At 50.0% G+C, this 21,606-nt stretch carries 11 protein-coding genes and 1 pseudogene; all 12 read right to left on the bottom strand.

Going from position 1 to position 21,606, the window contains the following annotated elements; translation table 11 throughout:
• Positions 1-117: 117 nt before the first annotated feature.
• Positions 118-1,320, bottom strand: coding sequence for a [FeFe] hydrogenase H-cluster maturation GTPase HydF (hydF, locus tag HMPREF9446_RS15980; protein ID WP_009126779.1), 1,203 nt, complete (start codon positions 1,318-1,320; stop codon positions 118-120).
• Positions 1,295-2,722 (bottom strand): [FeFe] hydrogenase H-cluster radical SAM maturase HydG, encoded by a 1,428-nt coding sequence (hydG, locus tag HMPREF9446_RS15975; RefSeq protein WP_009126778.1) that lies wholly within the window; start codon positions 2,720-2,722, stop codon positions 1,295-1,297. The genes hydF and hydG overlap by 26 nt, the downstream gene beginning before the upstream one ends.
• Positions 2,723-2,733: 11 nt before the next feature.
• Positions 2,734-3,855, bottom strand: a complete 1,122-nt coding sequence (gene hydE, locus HMPREF9446_RS15970; RefSeq protein WP_009126777.1) for a [FeFe] hydrogenase H-cluster radical SAM maturase HydE — start codon at positions 3,853-3,855, stop codon at positions 2,734-2,736.
• Positions 3,856-3,931: 76 nt separating this feature from the next.
• Complete coding sequence (locus tag HMPREF9446_RS15965; RefSeq protein ID WP_009126776.1) at positions 3,932-5,392, bottom strand: monomeric [FeFe] hydrogenase; 1,461 nt, start codon at positions 5,390-5,392, stop codon at positions 3,932-3,934.
• 18 nt (positions 5,393-5,410) lie between these two features.
• Entirely contained in the window at positions 5,411-6,652 is a 1,242-nt protein-coding gene (locus tag HMPREF9446_RS15960; RefSeq protein WP_009126775.1) for a cyclically-permuted mutarotase family protein, read from the bottom strand.
• Positions 6,653-6,735: 83 nt separating this feature from the next.
• A complete protein-coding gene (locus tag HMPREF9446_RS15955; RefSeq protein ID WP_009126774.1) occupies positions 6,736-8,373 on the bottom strand; it encodes a sialidase family protein in 1,638 nt (545 codons plus the stop codon).
• A 34-nt stretch (positions 8,374-8,407) separates the two neighbouring features.
• Positions 8,408-9,880, bottom strand: coding sequence for an arylsulfatase (locus HMPREF9446_RS15950; RefSeq protein WP_245532296.1), 1,473 nt, complete (start codon positions 9,878-9,880; stop codon positions 8,408-8,410).
• A gap of 243 nt (positions 9,881-10,123) precedes the next feature.
• Positions 10,124-12,625 (bottom strand): beta-galactosidase GalB, encoded by a 2,502-nt coding sequence (galB, locus tag HMPREF9446_RS15945; protein WP_009126772.1) that lies wholly within the window; start codon positions 12,623-12,625, stop codon positions 10,124-10,126.
• 4 nt (positions 12,626-12,629) lie between these two features.
• Positions 12,630-14,861: a GH92 family glycosyl hydrolase gene (locus HMPREF9446_RS19235; protein ID WP_050797318.1), complete on the bottom strand. Its 2,232-nt coding sequence runs from the start codon at positions 14,859-14,861 to the stop codon at positions 12,630-12,632.
• 555 nt (positions 14,862-15,416) lie between these two features.
• A pseudogene (locus HMPREF9446_RS19230) lies at positions 15,417-16,862 on the bottom strand (beta-N-acetylhexosaminidase); the annotation flags it as partial.
• A gap of 66 nt (positions 16,863-16,928) precedes the next feature.
• Positions 16,929-19,250: a GH92 family glycosyl hydrolase gene (locus HMPREF9446_RS15935; RefSeq protein ID WP_009126770.1), complete on the bottom strand. Its 2,322-nt coding sequence runs from the start codon at positions 19,248-19,250 to the stop codon at positions 16,929-16,931.
• Positions 19,251-19,275: 25 nt separating this feature from the next.
• Complete coding sequence (locus tag HMPREF9446_RS15930) at positions 19,276-21,600, bottom strand: glycoside hydrolase family 20 protein (RefSeq protein ID WP_009126769.1); 2,325 nt, start codon at positions 21,598-21,600, stop codon at positions 19,276-19,278.
• Positions 21,601-21,606 lie beyond the last annotated feature (6 nt).

The following is a 21,606-nucleotide window of genomic DNA, read 5'->3' as shown; positions in this document are numbered from 1 at the left end:
TTTGTATGACACAAATATATGTATTATATAAGTACCTTGCATTGCAAAGTACCTTATATTAGAAACATTTAACACATAGAATTGTCAGCCGGCATATCAGCGGAGGAAAGAAAACAGTCAATAACTTATTTTGTCCAATATTCCAGTCAAATAAGCAAGGGTCACTCCATAGTTTGTCATCGGCACCCCTTGCATACGTGCACTTGCCACACGGCTGAGGACATACTTGCGGTTGAACATGCAGGCACCGCAATGGATGATGAGGTGGTAACCGGAGAGGTCTTGGGGAAAGTCGCTTCCGGATACCATATCTATTTGCAGGTTCTCGCCGATACGCTGCCTCAGCAGACGGGGAATCTTCACCCTCCCGATATCTTCCGTCAAGGGAGCATGGGTACAGGCTTCGGCTATCAGTACGCGCGACTGCTCCGTCAAACGGCCGATGGCCGACGCTCCTTCCACAAAAAAATCGATATCTCCTTTATAAGCGGCAAAAAGGATGGAAAAGGAAGTGAGAAGGCTCTCTGCAGGTTTCTGCCGATAGACGGCGGGAAATACCTGGGAATCCGTAATAATCAGCTTAGGAGGATAAGCAAGAGCTTTCAAGGTCTCTTTCAACTTGTCCGCAATGCAGCTCATCACCAGGCATTTCTTGTCCAGCAGTTCGCGGATAGTCTGTACCTGGGGAAGAATGAGACGTCCCTTGGGTGCCTGTATGTCCTGCGGCATGACCAGGAGAACAACGTCCCCTTCGCTTACCAGGCTCCCGGTAATAGTCTGTGTCCCGAAATCCGGCGGGAGTTTCTCAAGGATGGCGCGGAAAATCTCCCGGATACCCGTACCTTCTTTGGCACTGGCAATGACAGGAGCCAGGCCGTACTCTTTCTCAATCTGTCCGGCAAGACTTTCGACATCCGTGTGAAGGTCAGCCTTATTCAGGACCGGAATAACAGGAATGTCACGGGCAGCCAATATCCGCAGCCACTCTTTCTCCTGCTCACCGCCGTCCTCGCAAAGAAGCAGGGCGATATCCGTTCTTTCCATCATCTTCAAGGTACGTTCCACACGCATTCCACCCAATTCTCCTTCGTCATCGTCAAATCCCGGAGTATCTATGAAAAGACAAGGACCCAGCGGATGCACCTCCATGGCTTTCATTACCGGATCGGTAGTTGTACCGGGAATAGAGGATACAAGGGCCGTGTCCTGTCCTGTCAAGGCATTGACAAGGCTGGACTTGCCGCTGTTCCGCCTTCCGAAAAGGGCAATGTGCAACCGGTTGGCATTAGGGGTCCTAGAACCTGAAATCTCTTTTTCCATTTTCTATCTCCTGCAAATGTTTCAAGGCTATCTCCTTTATTTTCGGATTGGGGATATGTTCCATCTCTTCACGAATCAAGCGTATCCCTTTTTCCCTTGTGCCGGAGGAAGCATAATCTTCCAGATATTCCTTCAATGTCATCAAGGCATTGGGCTGGCAACAGTTGGCTATCTGCCCGCGTTTGACAAGCGACATGAACCGGTCTCCCGTGCGCCCCTCCCGATAGCATGCCGTACAGAAACTGGGGATATGTCCCAAGTCGAGCAGCCAACCGACCACTTCATCCAACGTACGGCGGTCGCTGACATCAAACTGGGAAGAATTCTCCTCCTCCACTTCCGGCACAGCATAGCCTCCCACACTGGTACGCGAACCACCGCTTATCTGCGAAATTCCCAGCTCAAGCACCTTACGGCGTACCGCTTCCGTCTCACGGGTGGAGATGATCATGCCTGTGTAGGGTACGGCAATACGGATAACGGCAACAATGCGGCAGAACATTTCATCGGAGATGGCATCTGGAAAATCGTTTGTCGAGATATCGTCCGCCGGACAGATACGGGGTACGCTGATGGTATGCGGCCCCACTCCGAAAGCAGCTTCCAGATGTTCGGCATGCATCATCAGTCCCACAAAATCATAACGGTACGTATTCAAACCGAACAGCACACCGATGCCTACATCATCTATGCCTCCCTCCATGGCACGGTCCATGGCTTCCGTATGATAGGCATAATTGCTTTTGGGACCGGTGGGATGCAAGGCTTCGTAATTTTCCTTATGATAGGTTTCTTGAAAGAGAATGTAAGTACCGATGCCTGCCTCCTTCAGAAGACGGTAATTCTCCACCGTAGTAGCGGCAATATTCACATTCACCCTACGGATAGCCCCGTTTTTATGGTGTATGTCGTAAATGGTACGGATAGATTCCAATATATATTCGATGGGGTTACGGCGAGGGTCCTCACCGGCTTCCAGTGCCAACCGTTTATGTCCCATGTCCTGCAATGCAATCACCTCCCGGCGTATCTCTTCCTGCGACAACTTCTTGCGGGCAATGGTACGGTTCTTGGCGTGGTACGGGCAATAGACACAGCCGTTTACACAATAATTGGAAAGATACAACGGAGCGAACATGACAATGCGGTTGCCATAAAATTTCCGTTTGATTTCCTGTGCCAGATGAAAGATGCGGCTCGTCAAATCAGGCTGGTCGCACTCCAATAACAATGCCGCTTCCCGATGGGACAATCCCCGGCATGAAGCAGCCTTTTCAATCAGGTTTTCAATCAGCGGACGGTTACCACGATTGGCCTGGGCATATTCCAGCGTATCAAGTATCTCCTGATGGTTGATGAACTCTTCCGCCTGTTTTGATTTTACATTATAACTATATACCATAATTCAAATGATCAACTGCCATAGTCACCCCTGTCTTCAGACAGACAGTAACCGATGGTCTCCAACTGTTTCTCCAATTGCCGCAATCCTTCTGCGGATTCGGCACCCATAGAGGCCTTGTTGTCATAGAGGGAATACTTGCTGCGTTGCCCCTGCGGGGAAAGGTTGGGCATCACCACATTCGCTCCCGCCAGGATACCTCTCTCCCGCCCGTCCGGTGCAAGTGTAGCCAATGCCGTGGTAGAAGGTATCAGGGCAGCAGGATGCATCAAACGGAAGATAGAAAGTAACTTCAGGGTCATTTCCATATCTCCCGGCCCGAAAGAGGCAAACGGGGTATCATGATGCGGGAGAAAAGGCCCTATGCCTATCATCTCCGGACAAAACCGTTCGATATAAAGTATATCTTCCACCAAATGGTCAACTGTCTGATACGGACTCCCCACCATGATGCCTGTTCCCGTCTGGTAACCTGTCTTCTTCAGCCAGTCCAGACATTGCAACCGATGGTTCAGGGACATTTCTTCCGGATGCAGTTTACGGTAATGCTCCTCATTATACGTTTCATGACGAAGCAGATAGCGGTTGGCACCTGCCCGGAAAAAACGCAGATAGGCTTCCCGCGATTTCTCCCCCAACGATAAGGTTATGGCGCAATCCGGAAACTCACGGCGGATGGAAGCAACCGTTTCCACCACCCATTCATCCCTTATGTCGGGCGCTTCACCTCCCTGCAATACAAAAGTACGAAAACCGAGCCGGTATCCGTCACGGCAACACGCCAAAATTTCCTCTTGCGACAATCCATAACGGGGAATATGGCTGTTCCCCTTCCGGATACCGCAATAATAGCAATTATTGCGGCACCGGTTGGTTATCTCAATCAATCCACGGATGAAAATACGATTGCCAAAACGGGCAAGCGCAACCTCCCGCGCCTGTTGTTGCAGATAATTCAAGGTATCCGTGTCCTTGCACAGCAATAAAGCTTTGTATTCTCCGGCATCCAACTTGTGATTCCGACGCAATGCGGAAACCAGAAGTTTGCACAGCCTCACCTCCGACCCCTCTCCGGAGGAGAAGGAAGAGAGGGAGGTGGGGTATTCAGCGTCATTCCGTTCTTTTAAAGTCATAAGCGACGTTTTTCAAAGTCCCGCATTTACATGATTTTAAGTTCTCTCTTTCGGAGAGGGATCGGGTGTGAGGCTCTCAATAAGTCTTTTCCTGCTTAACCAACTCCTGCTGCAACTGGCGTTTTCCGGCAACCACCTCGTTGTGGGAGCAAGGACCGGTAATGCAACCGCCCTCACACGCCATCACCTCAATAAATTGTCCCGGGGCTTTACCGGATTTGGCGTATGCACGCAAAGTACCGATAGCCTTTTTATCAAGATTGGCTACCTGGACAGCGTTGATCTTATCCGCCTCCTCCTTCAGATAAGCCTTGACAGCTCCCATTACGCCGCCTGCCTGTGCAAAGCCATGGGCTTCACGCACGGAAGTAAAACTCATGGAATAAGGGCTCGACATATCCAGATTAATGCCCAGTCCTGCCCATATAGAAGCCACTTCCTCAAACGTCAGGATGAAATCTACCGCTTCGTCCCGTTGGGCTTCCTTGCGCTTTGCTACGCACGGGCCTATAAAGACGACCTTGGCGTCCGGATATTTTTCTTTGGCGATACGGGCGGCATAATACATCGGCGAACCGGTGCCCGACACATAAGGTTTCATATCCGGAATATGCTTGTTGACTAACTCTATGTAGGACGGGCAACAGGAAGTAGTCATAAATTTCTGTCCCTCTTCCAGCTTTTCAATCAGCTCATGCGCCTCATTGCTCACGGTATCCATGGCTCCCTGCGCCACCTCTATCACATCCGTAAAGCCTACCTGTTTCAATGCGCCATATACCTGCCCGATGTTTACCTTGAATTGTCCGAGGATGGACGGGGCAACGATAGCCACCATCTTCTCCCCCTTGCGTATCTTATGCAGTACGTCAAAGACCTGCGATATTTCGAAAATAGCTCCGAACGGACAGGCATTCAAGCACTTCCCGCAATAAATGCACTTGTTTTCATCGATATGTTCTATTCCTTTCGCATCCTTGCTGATGGCCTTCACCGGGCATGCTTCCTCACATGGAACGGGAATATAGACAATAGCGTGATAAGGACAACTTTTATGACAAATGCCGCAACTAATACAGGCATCGTGGTCAATCCATGCCTGTCCGCTCTCTTTGACGTGTACGGCTTTCTTGGGACAATTGGTCTGGCAACTGCGAGCCGTACATCCGCGGCAGAGGTTTGTGATTTCATAATTAATCTGCACGCAAGCCGAGCAAGCTTCATCAATCACGCACATGATGTTATCTTTCGGTGTACCGTTTTCCGCCCTGTCCAGCGCACGGGCCGCATATTCGGACAAGGGGGTCAGCTCATCCGTTTCATCCTCCATGTCCAATCCCAGCAACGGCAATGACTTGTATTTCCACACTGCACGCTCCTTGTGCACACAACAGCGCCCGGCGTGCTTGGATCTTCTCGGACTCAGCTCGATGGGCAAACGGTCTATTTCCTCCAACAACTTGCCGGTATTCCACAGTCTGACCAATTCTTTCAGCAATCTGTGGCGGACAATCATAATGTTGCTCGTAAATGCCATAATATTTAATGTTCTGAATTAGTTAGTTTCGGTAACGGGGCGCAAAGATAGGCTTTTTTTCCCAGAAACTCCACCTGCTGTTATCTTTACTATCTCAGGAGTACGGATTCCCGGTTTCAGTTCTCCGGCTATATTGAAGAAAGTACCGTTTTCTCCTGCCAACACCGCACCGGCACGGGCTGTTCCCGGAAATTGCATGACCTCCGTCCAACAGTCCCCGGACGTATTATACACCAGTATCCTATCATTGAAACGATAAGCTTCCGGCAACATGGACATATACTCCTTGGCCGCCAGTTTCAGACTATCGGCTACCGGACGGTTCCCCTCCGCCAACGCCTGTTTCATCTTCTCTTCCCGCTTCAGCGCATCCAGGAAAATATCCTTGTTCACTCCGCCCGTACAGAGTATGAGACTATCTCCAAAGGCTATGCCGGTACCTCCTCCCAAGGAAATCCCAACAGAATCCTCCCCCGCAGGAATGGCCACGGGAGTCCATGTCCTTGCCGCCAGGCTATAGCAATAACCATCTACCGAAAGAGTAGCCGGACGTCCTTCACCCGCACCGGAAAACCCTCCCCATAAGAACAGGAGGCTGTCCGCGCCTTTTCGTTGCGCCACACATACCGGCTGCGTACGGGGAGCGCCGGGAAAACCAGGCATCTGTATCCAGCCTGCATCCGTATGATCCAGGTCCAGGCAATACAGCGTATTGGAAGGTACACCGTTGACATTCCCTCCGGCAATAAAGAGATAATGGTCCAATACGGCTCCTCCCATATTATCTATCGTACACGGAAGTGACGGTAAGGAATCAACGGTCACTCCGGCACCGTTTCCATCCAATGATATACGGATAACGGAAGCCAACGCACCATTCTGATTGGTCCCCCCCGCACAAATTATCCCTTGGGAAGTAGAGACAGACACACCGTATGCAGCCTCAACAGGCAGTTCTCCGGCTTTTTTCCAGACGAATACCGAATCGGCCGAAGCATCCGCCACATAAATGCCCCGGTAAAACCGCTTCTTCCCTCCTTCCGAAGCCGGTACCTCCGGAAAATTACAGCCGCCCGCCATCATTAGCATTCCATTGTGGACACCGGCATAGCAGGCCGAAACACCCTGTCCAATCCCTGCCTCTTCTGCAGGAGCACCCTGCATCTGTCTCACAGTCCAGACAGATTCGTTTTTCACTTCGGGAGCAGCGCATCCCGCCAGTATCAGGCATAATATCGCAAACTTCTTCATAGGTTTCATGTATTTATCAAACAAAAAAATCTTTCCACTCAGATCAGAGTACCGGAGCAGAAAGATTTTTTCTTTTAAAAGGGCATGCAGGTTTATTTCACCAGATCCTTCAGTTTTACCGTCTGGAAGGTCATGTGTGCTACACTACTCTCATATAGGATTCCAACAGTTTCCTTATCTACCATGCTCAGGCAGGAATATCCCCATCCATAGCCTTCGTCCACCAATACCTGATGTTCGGGCGACCAGGTCTTTCCGCCGTCGAGGCTCACCTTGATAGTCATGTTATTGCGGTTTTTGGTTGAATTGGGATTGGAGAATATAAGAATATCCTTTTTCAATACATTGTCCTTGGCTTTCACGCTGATGAGACTTGCCATACATACAGGCTCTATCAAAGCCGTGCGTGAAGATTCATGTTCTTTCCATGTCTCGCCCAAGTCAGTCGTTGTATATACGGCACGGCTACCGCCACGGTTGTCACGCATGTTCAGCATCAATACGCCCGGTTCCACTTCTGCTACCTGTGCTTCGGTGGTATTGGTACGTGCATGGTTGTGTATTTTCCAGGTCTTGCCACTGTCCTTGCTGTACATGATACCTGCATTGGGAATACGGTCCGAACCGATGTACTGGATAGGGAATACCAATGTACCGTCACTCATGGTGATACCACGTCCCGGTCCCTGCAACAGGAAGTACCAGGAAGGATCCTTTACCTGTTCCGTCACATTGATAGGTTCAGACCACGTCTTTCCGTCGTCCGTACTCTTGCTCATCACCAACTGTGCCGTATGGTTCACATCCATTCCCGGATGTGAGCTCCACCATGCACGCTGGTTGCCCATTCCGTGCGTCCATGCGGCCACCACCCATACAGTGTTCGTCTTGGTGTCAACCAGAATGGAAGGATCACCCACACCATTCTGTGCAGCAGGCAGTCCGCCCGTCTCGCCGAAAGCCAAAGGCAGACGCATTTTTTCCCAAGTCTTGCCACCGTCTGTACTGCGGCTGAGTCCTACATCTACATGCTCCTGCAAATCAACGCTGCTGTTGTAGCGCACATCATATACTCCAAGCAAAGTACCCTTGTTGGTCGTTACCAGGCCGGGGATACGGAACGCCGCGGAATTATCATCTCCGGCATGGCGCACTCCCACACCCATACGGTGTTCGATGCCCTCGGGAGAGAACATTTTCAAAGGCACTTTCTTGCCGTCCAAAGTAACGGAAGTCAGTTTCGCCGTCACCTTTGTATCCAACCGGGTTCCGGGATTCATTTGCAAACTGATCCAGAAGAAATTCACACCGGGGAAAAGTTTCTGGCCACTGTTCAACAGAACCTCACTTCCCGGATTATTCACTTCGGAATTCTTGATTGAATAAGAAGGATTCGCAGCCAAAGTACCTCCCGGCTTGTGGCTGGAAATATATTCTACAGGAGCAAAACGTTTTTTGTCTCTGTCCTGCAAGGCTTCCGTACCTCCATAATAAAGCTTCACTGCCTGGATATCAGAAAGTTTCACTTCCTTGCCGAAACTCAAAGCCACATTGTCCAAGGTCTGGTTTTCTCCGGCATTCAACCGGATATAAAACAATGCATTATCCTGTCTTTCGATCAAAATCGGGATACGCGTTTCACGAACAAATATAGAATCGGCAGCATGGATCACTTGAGTTGCAGTGCTCCACAAAAAGAAAAAAAGAAATAGGTTCAATACTTTTTTCATGATATTAATGGATTAAAATGATAAAAATCGATGGTTATAATCGAGGCAATGTAACAGGAAACAATTTATTGTCAGTATGTTCGCGCAAAATGATATCCACCATCTGTTGCAGTATGTCGGGATGCTGCGCCGCAACATTCACGTCCTCATGTATATCTTCCGCCAAATTATACAGATATTTTTCTCCTTTCTTTACCACCAGTTTCCAGTCGCCCATACGGACACCTATCTGGTCTGTTTCGTGAAACTCCCAATAAAGGAATTCATGCTTCTGCTGGCGCGCATCATCCCCCAACAGGGTAGGCGCAAAAGAAATACCGTCGAAGCAATCCCCGTCTATCTTCTTGTTCAAGTATTTTTTGGGGAATCTCTTGTCGCCCGCCAACTCGCAGAAAGTAGGCATTACATCGTAAAAAGCCAATTGATGGTCGTTCACCGTACCGGCAGGTACATGTCCCGGCCAACGGACAATAAACGGAATACGGATCCCACCTTCATAACATTGGCGCTTCAGCCCACGCAATTTCCCGTCACGTCCGAAAAAGGACGGATCGGCTCCGCCCTCTTCGTGAGGCCCGTTATCGCTACTGAAGATGACGATGGTATTTTCATCCAGCCCTTTCTCTTTCAACTTCGCAAAGATTTCGCCTACAAATGCATCCAGACGGGTAATCATTCCGGCAAACTGCGCATGGGTATGTTCAGCCGGATTGTATCGCGAGCCTTCACTTCCTCCCCAGGTCTTATCTGTAAAGAATTGCTTCTTGTAATGTTTCAGAATGGAATCATTGGGCTGCGCCAATTCCGCATGAGGCAAGGTATAAGTGAAAAATCCATAGAAAGGCTGTTTCCCGTCCTGGGCATCCAACCATTGCAAGGCTTCCCCGTGAATGAGGTCGGCAGAATACTGTGTACGTTTCTTATAGTCATCACCGAACATCGGGTAACGGATATTATCCTCCATCGTCAGGCGAATGGTGGCCGTGTCTCCTTTTGACTTGCTGTATCTGTTCAGAAAATTCGGATAATACAGATGGGCCTGGAACTGGCAGATAAAACCGTAATATTCATCCACGCCACGCTTGTCGGGAGTGGAACAGGAACCTTCGTAACCACCTGCCCATTTTCCGAACATGCCGGTCGTATATCCATTGTTTTTCATTATTTCCGGCAAAATGACATGATTCGCATCGTACGGTTCCTGCCCCACAATGCTCCAGTCCTTATTTTCACCGTATTTCATCACAGGAGACTGAGGCCAGTATTCTTTATTACCACGTACATGTCCGTGACCGGAATGCTGGCCGGTCATCAATGCAGCACGTGAAGGGGCACTTACCGGACTACCGGCATAAGCTTGTGTGAAGCGCATGCCTTCCTGAGCCATCCGGTCAAGGTTGGGTGTCTGTATATATTTCTGACCATAACACCCCAAATCTCCATATCCCATGTCGTCACACAAAATAAAGATTATATTAGGCTTCAAAGGCTTTTCAGCCGAATACATCTTCAACGTGGCAGGGAGGAGAGCTACACTTATCAGCAAGAAGCGGGATTTCTTCATAATATTCTGATTTTATCAAAGTTTTTTCCTATGGCAAATCCATGACTTTAAGCAAATCATTAAGATTTACGTTTGCAAATATAAGCAATATTTAAAATTATAGCGATACATTAATAAAAATAATTAGAATTATCCCCACATTAAATAAATTATAGCATTTATCTAATACAAGGATAATTCTACCTATTATTTGCTCTCCAGCTTCAGCACCGCTTTTTGCAGGCCTTTACCCGTAGCTTCAAGCAGAATCTCTCCGGGTTTATCGGTAGCGGCGACAATGGCAGTCATCATACCGTTGAACACTTTCATTCTCGGAACCTGAAAACTTTCCAATGAAGCGGGATTACCGTTGGCACCCGCCCGATAGAAACCGGCTCCTTTCACCTTGAAACGGATTTCATTATCGGCAAGCGGGCAAAGATTACCGTCTTTATCCACTACTTTTACGGTAACGAACGACAAGTCCTCACCACCGGCATCAATCGTTGTACGGTCGGCGACCAGTTCAATATGATGCGGTGCACCGGCAGTATGCATTTCTTTTTCGGCAACCGCTTTTCCGTCCTTGTCGTATGCAACCACTTTTATGCTGCCCGGTTCGTATCTTGTATCCATCCACATCAGGCGGTAACGTTGCTGGCGCTTGAATTCGGCTGTAGAGATAGAATCCTTGCTGTTTTCCACTGTCACGGACAGATCCTTGCTGCGTTTGCCCTGGCTTTTTCCATTAATGAAAAGTTCGGCAGAGGGATAGTTGGTATAGACAAAAACCGGTGTCACTTCTCCTTCGCGGCCTTCCCAATTCCAGTGCGGAAGAATGTGCAGCGTCTCTTTCCCGGGATTCCAATGACTGCGATAGAGATAGAAACGGTCCTTAGGCAGTCCGGCAAGGTCAACGATACCGAAGAGCGAGGAGTGGCTGGGCCAGTCCGTATAATAAGGAGTAGGTTCACCCAGGTAGTCGAAACCCGTCCATACGAATTCTCCGATACACCAGGTGTTGTCTTCATGCCAGATCCAGTCATCTTCCGGCAAATTGCTCCAGCCACAGTGTTCCACATCGTATGAGGAAGACTGATGATCGGGATATTTCTGCATGGAACGGCGTTCTACAGGGAATTTATATACTCCGCGGGAGCTGACCGTAGAGGCTGTCTCACTACCCAGAACAATGCATTGGGGAAGTTTCTTGTAGTTTTCCAGGTATTTATGAGGACGATAGTTGAAACCTGCCACGTCCATCACAGCTGCCATGTTATTATTCACTACAGCATCCGGAGCATCCATACCCTGGGTTACAGGACGCGTAGGATCCTCACGGTGACAGATGTCCTGAAGCATGCGGGAAAGTTTCGGGCCACGGTTTCCGTTCCACTGGTCGGGAACCTCATTGCCTATACACCACATCACGATACTCGGATTGTTGCGGTAATGACGGATCAGATTCACCAAATCCTTCTCTACCCATTCATCAAATATCTTGTGATATCCGTTCTGCACCTTGGCACCTTTCCATTCATCGAAAGATTCTGCCATCACCATCATACCCATCTCATCACAGGCACGGATCAGTTCGGGAGCAGGCATGTTATGAGAAGTACGGATGGCATTGCAACCCATATCTTTCAGAATCCGGATCTGGCGGCGGATACCTGCCTCATTGGCTATACCACCCAAAGGCCCCAGGTCGTGGTGGTTGCACACTCCTCTGAATTTCGTCATCTTCCCGTTCAGGAAGAATCCTTTGTCCGGAATAATCTCCAGCGTACGGATACCGAAACGGGTCGTATATTCATCTTTCAGCACATCCCCCTCATATATCTTGGTCTCCGCCGTATAGAGTACAGGAGAGTCGGGCGACCACAACGAAGGGTTATAAATCACAAAATTCTGGTTGAAGAAGGTAGCATCCAGTTTGTTTCCCGGCCTGTCATCCGAAGCCAGCATCTTGCCGTCCGCTCTTTTAACCTGAGTCACGATGCGATAGTCCGATACCTTTTTTCCTTCAGGCATTACCAGTTCCGTTTTCACGTTGACTCTGGCAAATCCCTCTTCCACCACCGGAGTAGTCACTACAGTGCCCCACACAGGAATGTGTACATCTTCATTAATGACCAGATGTACGTTACGGTAAAGTCCCGCCCCCGGATACCAACGGGAAGATTCCGATTCGTTCTCCAGACGCACGGCAAGCGTGTTCACTTCATTCGCTTTCAGATAAGGGGTAGCATCTACAAAGAAGGAGTTATAGCCATAGGGCCAATAGCCCGCTTCCTGCCCATTGATATAGACACGGGCATGGCTCATGGCGCCGTCGAACACCAGGGTAGCCTTTTTCCCTGCCATGGAAGCAGGAGCCTCGAAATTCAGGCGATACCATCCCACACCGACAAAAGGCAGGCCTCCGGTACGTCCGGCATGTTCCATCGCCTCTTTCTGCCCATCTTGGGCAATGGCCACGTTCTGCTTGTCGTTGTTGACGCTGAAAGGACCGTAGATAGCCCAATCATGCGGCACTGTCACCGATTGCCATTTGGCATCATTATAATCCTGCCGGCTGAAATCCTTACTGTCCTCACGGGTAAACTTCCATCCTTTCTTGAAGGTCTGTTCCGTACGTACCTGCGCTTGAAGCAACATAGGTATAGCCAGCAGCGAAATAACTGCAAGTTTCAATTTTCCTTTCATATCATCACTTTTTATCGTTTTCTTTCATTTCAAATACCAGTTCTCCGGCACGCGTCAGTTCTTCATGCGTGATGCGGAAACCGGCATGCTTCTTCTCACCCAGCTTCACTTCCCTGATATAGTCCGAATCCGGAGATGACTTGCGGATGATTAATGCCTCTTTCCCATAATAACGTGGATCCAGACGAAGGGTTACCTTGTCGAAAACAGGCGTCGTCAGTGTATAATCGGGAGTACCGGGACAATCCGGATAAAAGCCCATCATGCTGAAAATAGCCCATGCAGACATGGTTCCCGTATCATCATTGCCCGGAATACCATTCGGCTTGTCGGTAAAGTAACGTGCCAACAGCTCTTTGACCAGCTTCTGGGTACGCCACTCCTCTCCACCGAAATAACTGAAAAGATATGGATAAGCAATATCCGGTTCATTGGCCGGATCATACAATCCTTCATCAAACACTTTCTGAAGTTTATCCACAAAATTCTTTCTGCCGCCCATCAGTTTGGCAAGCCCGAAAACATCGTGGGGAACATAGAATGTATAGTTCCAGGAGTTCCCTTCGTGGAAGCCCGGACTCGGGGCAAAATCGGCGCCCTCCATCGGATCGAAAGGAGAATAGAACTTTCCATCCGGCAGAATGGGCCGGAGCGTACCGTACTGTCGGCAATAATAGTGCTTATAGCCCATGGAGCGGTTATGGAAAAGCTCGGCATCTTCTTTCTTGCCCAACGCCTTTGCAAAACGGGAAAGGGCATAATCGGCAATGTAATATTCCAATGCATGGGAAACCGAATTGTCATACTGCTCACGCAACGGAATATACCCCAACGAGTAGTAGTCATCGACATCCGGACGCATCAAGTTGTCCCTTCCGGGCAAGGTGGCCGACTTGTACATCGCCTTGTATGCCGTCTCCACGTCGAAATCGCGCAAACCTTTCATCCAGGTATCCACGATGACGGGGATGGAGGGATCACCTTCCATCGTGAGTGTTTCGCGGCCATAAAGTTCCCATTTGGGTAACCAGCCATGCTCGCGATACATATCTATCATTGTCCGTACCATATCGAGCTGGCGGTCCGGAAAAAGCAAGGTCATCAGCTGGTGTACATTCCGGTAAGTATCCCACAAGGAAAAAACCGTGTAGCGGTTTCCTTTCGCCGTACGTATCTCATTGCCTTCCATGGCAGGGTATTGCCCGTTGACATCCTGCAAGAGGTTGGGATGTATCAGGAAGTGGTACAAGGCTGTATAGAACACACGGCGTTGTTCTTCCGTTCCGCCTTCCACTAAAATGCGGCCCAAGTCATCATTCCATGCCTGGCGGGCAGCCGTATGCAGCTGTTCGAAACTTCTTCCTTTCTGCTCCGCTTCCAGATTTTGGCGTGCATTGGCAATGCTTACGAAAGACACGCCCATACTTACCTCCACCTCTTCGTTTCCGGCAGTATCAAAAGTAAACCAGACTCCTACATCGTCGCCGCTCATCTCCTTGGTATAGTGCGGATAGATTTTTCGGGTACCCGACGTGCTGTCCCACTGAGCCTCTACTCCCATCTTGCGCATCTGTTTCCAATAGCCGCGGGTTTTCGGAGCCTTGTTTATCTTCATCACGAAATAAACAGGGAATACCGCATCGGGATTATAGCAGAAAGTTCCCAGCAATTTACTACCCTCTATCTCGGTATCACTCACAAAACGGACGGTAGCCCCACTCTCGTTGGTCAATCCTTCCCCTAAATTCAACAAGATGTTGCCTTGTCCGGTAGGGAAAGTGAAACGGGCACGGCCGGTACGGGGCGTAGCGGTCACTTCGGTCTTTATGCCGTACTTGGTCAGATAGTTGGAGTAATAGCCCGGACTTGCCTGTTCATCTCTATAGGAACTTCCATACTGCATGTAATCCACGTTCAGTTCACCTGCAGTAGGCATCAGCAGCAAGGAACCCATTTCGGGACAACCTACCCCGCTGAGGTTGACATGCGCATAGCCTGTAAAGTAAGTATTCTTATTCTCGTATGGAGTGGACCACCAGCGGCTGTCCTTGTCGATGTTTCCGTTCACCGCCCCCATTACGTTGAAAGGAACTACAGACATCATGCCCTGCGGACACACCGCACCGGGATTCGTAGTGCCGTAATTGGTCGTTCCCACAAAAGGATTCACATAATCCACCGGTTGCCGGGTACCTCCATCCACCACAATCTCGTCCGTAAATATCCACCCGCCTATATTCTTGTCCGCACGTGCCTGATAGCGGATGTAACGGGCACGGGCTTCACCTTTCCAGCCGTAGTTTCTGAAACAAATGGCAGAGTCTTTGGACACTACATTCTCCAGATGCGCCAGTTCGGCAAACTCCACTCCGTCAAGAGAAGCGGAAACAATGACTTCGGCAGGCAAAAAGACTTCCGGTCCTGCCACCTGCATGAAATCGGCACCGACGGAACGAATCTCTTCCTCCCGTTCCAGGTCAATGGTCACATCCAGACGGTCACGCGAGATAAAACCCTGCCAGGCACCGTCGGAATAAGTCCACCCCCCACGGATGCCATCGGTCAGCGACTGATCTCCCTGAGCCTTGTAATGCCCGTTGTAGGGAGCGTTATACTTCACCGGTTTGCCCAATGCCAGATGTTTGACGGGATGTGCCGCTTCGGGACGGTTGCCGATTTCATTCTTCAACGGGAAAGGATGATAGCCTTTGGACGACAGCCAATCCACTTCACGCAGGGCACTGCGGTGAAACTCGCTGTATGACTTACGTTCCGGCATACTCCACGCCACTTCGGCAAGAGCCAGGATACGAGGATAAATCATGTATTCATAATGCTCGTCAGTAGGTATGTATTCCGCCCACAGATTGCCTTGCACGCCATACAGCAATCCGGCTTCCTCCGTTGTAAACGAATCCGGGACAGGGTTGTATGAATAGACTTTGGACAAAGGCAGATAACCGCCTATGGCTTCCGGCTGGGAATAAGGGGCATCTTGATAACCGTCGAAGTAACAATAGCTTCCCGGGGTCATAATGGCACGATGACCAGCCTGCACCGCCTTCAATCCGCCTTCTTCACCCCGCCAGGACATCACTGTGGCATTGGGTGCCAGCCCTCCTTCCATAATCTCGTCCCAGCCCAGCAGCTTGCGTCCGTGCTTGTTCAAAAACACCTCCATACGGTGAATGAGGTAGCTTTGCAATTCGTCCAGATCCTTCAGCCCCTCGTCCTTCATACGCTGCAAGCACTTAGGGCAAGTTTTCCAGGACTGCTTACCTGCCTCGTCGCCTCCTACATGAATGTACTCGGACGGAAAAAGATCCATAACCTCGGTCAGCACATCTTCCAGAAAAGCAAACGTCTTTTCATTGCCTACACAAAAATCCGCACTCGTATAGGGCTTTCCCTGGCATGAAAGTTCCGGATAGGCCGCCAGGACCTCTTCCGAATGGGCAGGCATCTCTATTTCGGGAATAAGGGTGATATGACGGTCAGCGGCATAGCGCACCAGTTCGCGTATGTCATCCTGCGTATAATATCCGCCATAAGCGGCGGGGTCTGTCCCTTCACAGTACTTGCGCCCGTCAGGGGCGTTCCACCACTTCTTCCAGACCGTTTCCGGACGCCATGCGGCAAACTCCGTAAGCCTGGGATATTTTTTGATTTCAATTCTCCATCCGGCAGCGTCCGTCAGATGCAGATGCAGACGGTTGATTTTATAACGCACCAGAGCGTCCATCTGCTTCATCAGAAATTCCTTGGTACGGAAATGCCGTGAAACGTCGATCATCAGACCGCGATAGTCAAAGCGGGGAGCATCTTCTATCTTGACGGCAGCCACTTGCCACAGATTCTCTCCGGCAGGTTCCGCCAGCTGAAGCAAGGTCTGCAAACCATAGAACAGCCCGGTGTCCGTAGCGGAAGAGACGGTAACTCCCCCGGCAGTCACTTCCAGGACATATCCCTCGGAAGAGGAAGCGGCAATTACCGGAAGCTTCTGAAGAAAGATAGCATTCCCTGCTGCAGAGTTCCTCGCATATACTTTTCTATTCAGAAAAGAAGGCTGGGAAGAGAGGTAGGCAATCAGCCTCCCCCTTTCCGCGCCTTTCAGATTGGTATAAAGTTTAGTGTCTCCGGTGATGCGGAATGTCCCGCTTTCCTGTTGCACCTGTTGCGGCACAGGAATCACTCTCTGGGCCGGCAAGTTTCCGCACCAAAGAAAAGCCACAAACATGAAGACACCTGTTATTTTTTTCTTATGCATATAAGGCGGTGTTTAAAGTATTTCGGTATCACTACGTTATTCCGTCCCCCACTCTGTCGGTTTATCCGTCATCACTACTTGCAGCATGCCCCCTTCCATCAGTTGCTGATGGGTGAAGTAAGGCACTGACAGAGGCTTCCCGTTCAGCGTGGCACTCTCAATATATTTGTTGGCAGCTGAATTGTTCTTTGCCACGATGCGGAATTCCTTCCCTTGCGGCAGACGAATAGTTACAGCATCGAACAACGGACGGCCGATAGAATATTCCGGCTTACCCGGACAAAGCTGATAGAACCCCATTGAATTCAGTATATACCACGCAGACATCTGGCCGCAGTCCTCATTACCGGAAAGGCCGTCAGGATCATTGAAGTATTGGCTGTGAAGCACACTATCTACCAAAGCCTGCGTTTTCCAAGGCTGGCCTACCTTATTATACAGATGCAGGATATGGTGGCTCGGTTCGTTTCCATGCGCATACTGTCCTATCAGTCCCGAGATATCGGCAGAAGTCTGGTCACCCTCCAATGCGGAATCGGCGGTAAACAAGGAGTCCAACTTATTGATAAAGCCCTCACGGCCTCCCATCAGCTGTACCAATCCTTCCACATCCTGCGGGACGAACCATGTCCATTGCCAGGCGGTACCTTCGCAATAATCGTCTTCACGGTGGCTGCTGGAACGGGGATTGAATGGTGTACGCCAGTTTCCATCCATATCCTTACCGCGCATGAAACGAACGACCGGATCAAAATAATGGCGGTACGAACGGCCGAATTCGGCATAACGGCGTTGGGTAGCGGTATCTCCCAAAGCTCCTGCCAGCCGGCTGATACACCAGTCGTCATAAGCATATTCCAATCCCTTCGCCACTGCCTCATGTTCTTTGTCACAAGGTACATAGCCCAGCGTGTTCTTGTAATATTTGGAGATGGGCATCAATGCGGCATGTTTCAGATAGTCAGTCGTGGCGATGGGAGCCAATGTGTCATACTCGGCACTGCGCAGACAAGCTTCCAGAGCCAAGCGGGCATCGAAACCACGGTCACCCTTCATATAGGCATCCACAATCACCGGCACGGCGTTGTAACCAATCATGGTACCGGTATAATTTCCGGCAAGCTCCCACATCGGCAAGATTCCCCCATCCCGGTACTGCTTCAGCAAAGCGTTGATAAAACGGGTATTAAGTTCCGGTTCGATGATGGTAAGCAACGGATGCAAGGCACGGAAGGTGTCCCATAAAGAGAAAATGGTGTACATGGGCTTGTCTGCCTCGGCCGTATGTATCTCACGGTCAAGGCCACGATAACGTCCGTCCACATCGGTAAACAGGCTCGGAGAAATGCCCGTATGGTAAAGGGCCGTATAGAATACGGTCTTCTGCTCCGCATTATCCGTCTCAATATCTATCTTGCCCAGATAATTATTCCAGTCACGGCGGGCATCAGCCTTTACCTGCTCAAAATTCCATCCGGGAATCTCTGCCAGATTCTTTACCGCTCCTTCCGCATCTACCGAAGAAAGGGCCACCTTGACCAGTACCTGCTCATCCTTGGCTGTCGCAAAATGCAGCAACGCCTTCTTCACCGGCAGGGAGCGCTGTCCTTTAGGCCGGAGGATGGAATCGGTCAGGATTTCACAAGTAAACGGTTTGGAGAACACCGCCCTGAAATAGACATCATGCCTCCATGCCCAGCTGTTGGTGTTTTTATATCCGCAGATTGTAGAATCATTCACCACTTCCAAAGAAAGGGCACGGTTGTGCTGCCCCTGCAAAGAGTAGTCCAGATCAAGGATAAAGCCGGCCTCACTGCTTTCGGGAAAAGTGTAGCGATGCAATGCCGCTCGTGAAGTGGCGGTCAGTTCCGCCTTTACGCCATAGGTGTCGAGGAATACGGAATAATAACCGGGAGCCGCCTCCTCATTTCGGTGTGAGAAACGGGAAGCGTATGGTAACGTCTGAGCCGGTGAACCGCCCGTCGCGGCAAATGAAGCATCAGAAGAGACTGCTGCGGCAGAAAGTTCCGTATGCTGTTTTCCCACAGTAGGCATCAATAGAATCTCGCCATAATCACCACAACCGGTTCCGCTCAGATGAAGATGTGAAAAGCCGTTGATGACAGTATCCGCATCATAATAGCCCGAACACGCATCCCAGCCATAAATACGTGTATCAGGCCCCGGCTGTATCATACCGTTAGGAACAACAGCACCGGGGAACGTGTGTCCATGTCCTCCGGTACCGATAAACGGATTGACGTAATCCGCATAATCTTTCTGCACGGCATTTGTGCCGCAACTTGCAAGGAGCGCCCCGAAAGCCGCTCCCCACAAGTACCTGTTCACTGATTTCATTCTTCTGCTGTCGTTGATTCTTCTTTTAGTCTATTACAATCTCATCTACAAACAGAAAACCGGGATTTCCCTTTCCGCCATGCCAAGCAGGAATAGAGTGTTCCGACGGGGCAAGGATGTGCACGTAACGTGCCTTGACGGGCTCGAATGTCTGCTTATGCTCATACAAACCGTTGCGGTCGGTTTCCTTCATAGCCGGATATTCTTCCGAAAAGACTTTGGTAAATGTCTTGTTGTCATCAGACACCTCGACAGTGATACCACGTACGTCGAATACCCAGTCGCCCTTCTCCACGCAAGTAGTGAAAGCCACACTGGAGATTTCGGTAGGTTCCTGCAAGTCAATGGTCACATCCATGTCGTTGCGGTAGAAAGCAATCCATCGGCCGGTCTTATAGTTACCGTTGCCTTTCAGCCCGTCAACCAAGGTAGATACCCCCTTGAACTCATATTGCTTGTTCACAGGCTGGTTAGCCACAATAGGTTTGCAGGTGGATTTGCTGAAAGCGATTTTCTCGGAAAGAATACGGCTGTTGCCCTCGGGACGTACAGCTACGGCACGGAACGTGCAATTCTCCTTGATGGCAAGCACACTGTCTGCCACGGGTGAGACTGCGGTGGGTTCCGTACCATCCAGTGTATAATGGATGGGAGCATTGTCTATGGTTTTCATGCTGACCTCCACAACACCGGTCTGCGCATTGGCCCGGAAATCAGCGGTCACATCAAACACATGTTTGGCATAATTGTAACCTTCGGCCTGGTACAACTTGATGAGTTGCGGCAGACGGCTCAAGAAATCCTGGTAGTTTTTCTCTTCCGGACTGCTCCATTGAACTTCACAGAGAGCTGCCCAACGCGGCAATGCCATATACTGCAAATGCGAAAGTGTAGGAATATACTCAGTCCAATGGTTGGCCTGGACGCCTATGATATACTTCTGCTCCTCAGGAGTAAGTGAACGGGGCATCGGCTCGTAGCCATAAACCCGCTCCAACGGCAGGTAACCGCCAATGCCGAGAGGCTCGTTTTCCGTATCCTTAGTCTGATAATAGTCAAAATAGAGATAAGTGTTCGGAGTCATGATCACATCATGGTGTTGCTTGGCAGCTTCAATGCCTCCGCCTTCGCCACGCCAGGACATCACGGTGGCATTCGGTGCCAGACCACCTTCCAGAGTCTCGTCCCAACCTATCATCTGGCGGCCATGTGCATTCAGGAATTTCTCGCCATGATTGATGATGAAGCTCTGCAAATACTCTTCCTTGCTATGCTTGGCATCGGACTTGATGCCTAAGGCCTTGATGCGTGCCTGGCACTTAGGACAAGTCTGCCATTTCACCTTCGGACATTCGTCACCTCCGATGTGTATATATTCCGAAGGGAAGATATCCATTATTTCCGCCAGTACGTCATCAATGAAAGTCAGCACACTGTCATTGCCCGCACAAAGCACATTGTCGGAGACTCCCCATATCGTCCATACATCATACGGGCCACCTGTACATCCTAAATGCGGATAAGCCGCCAAGGCAGCCTGCATGTGTCCGGGAAGGTCTATTTCGGGAATTACGGTGATATAGCGTTCAGCGGCATAAGCCACGATTTCCTTAGCCTGCTCCTGAGTATAGAAACCGCCATAAGGTTTGCCGTCATATTCTCCGGAATTACGGCCGATAACGGTTTCCTTGCGCTGGGAGCCAATCTCGGTGAGCAACGGATACTTCTTGATTTCGATACGCCAGCCCTGGTCATCGGTGATATGCCAGTGCAGACGGTTCATATTATGCAGTGTCATCATATCGATGAAACTCTTCACCTCATCCACCGTGAAGAAGTGGCGGCTCACGTCAAAATGGGCACCACGGTAATCGAAACGGGGAGCGTCATTGATTTCAACTCCGGCCAGCACGGGAGTGCTGCCTGCCACGACGGGAATGGACTTGCGTAAAGTCTGGATTCCATAAAATACACCGGCCTCGCTTGCACCGGAAATCACGACACCTTCACCATTTACCTTCAACTGATAAGCCTCCGGTTTTTCAGCATCCGGAAGTACTTGAAGCAGGATATTCCCCTTGCCTTCAGTACCGGCTTCCACCCGGTAATCCATTCCGGTGGCTTTCTTCAAATAGTCGGCCAGATACCGGGCGTTGCGCTGCATCGCCTCATTTCCTTCCGGATAGATAATCTTAACACCGCTACTCAATGTAAACTCACTGCCGGCAGCCATCACAATTTCTTGAGGGATAGGAATCACCCGGTAATTTGCTTCAGTTTTTTCACCGGAGCAGGAACATAACCATCCGGTCATGGCAATCGCTGCTGCCGTCTTCAATAGGTTTCTCATATTTAT

It is taken from the genome of Bacteroides fluxus YIT 12057, assembly GCF_000195635.1.
GTDB classification, from domain to species: domain Bacteria; phylum Bacteroidota; class Bacteroidia; order Bacteroidales; family Bacteroidaceae; genus Bacteroides; species Bacteroides fluxus.
The sequence above is the reverse complement of the archived record's forward strand: the minus strand, read 5'-3'. Positions and strand labels throughout refer to the sequence as shown.

Excerpts from the sequence above, each read along its gene's own strand:
- hydF (WP_009126779.1), bottom strand. The coding sequence starts at position 1,320 with ATGGAAAAAGAGATTTCAGGTTCTAGGACCCCTAATGCCAACCGGTTG.
- hydG (WP_009126778.1), bottom strand. The coding sequence starts at position 2,722 with ATGGTATATAGTTATAATGTAAAATCAAAACAGGCGGAAGAGTTCATC.
- hydE (WP_009126777.1), bottom strand. The coding sequence starts at position 3,855 with ATGACTTTAAAAGAACGGAATGACGCTGAATACCCCACCTCCCTCTCT.
- HMPREF9446_RS15965 (WP_009126776.1), bottom strand. The coding sequence starts at position 5,392 with ATGGCATTTACGAGCAACATTATGATTGTCCGCCACAGATTGCTGAAA.
- HMPREF9446_RS15960 (WP_009126775.1), bottom strand. The coding sequence starts at position 6,652 with ATGAAACCTATGAAGAAGTTTGCGATATTATGCCTGATACTGGCGGGA.
- HMPREF9446_RS15955 (WP_009126774.1), bottom strand. The coding sequence starts at position 8,373 with ATGAAAAAAGTATTGAACCTATTTCTTTTTTTCTTTTTGTGGAGCACT.
- HMPREF9446_RS15950 (WP_245532296.1), bottom strand. The coding sequence starts at position 9,880 with ATGTATTCGGCTGAAAAGCCTTTGAAGCCTAATATAATCTTTATTTTG.
- galB (WP_009126772.1), bottom strand. The coding sequence starts at position 12,625 with ATGAAAGGAAAATTGAAACTTGCAGTTATTTCGCTGCTGGCTATACCT.
- HMPREF9446_RS15935 (WP_009126770.1), bottom strand. The coding sequence starts at position 19,250 with ATGAAATCAGTGAACAGGTACTTGTGGGGAGCGGCTTTCGGGGCGCTC.
- HMPREF9446_RS15930 (WP_009126769.1), bottom strand. The coding sequence starts at position 21,600 with ATGAGAAACCTATTGAAGACGGCAGCAGCGATTGCCATGACCGGATGG.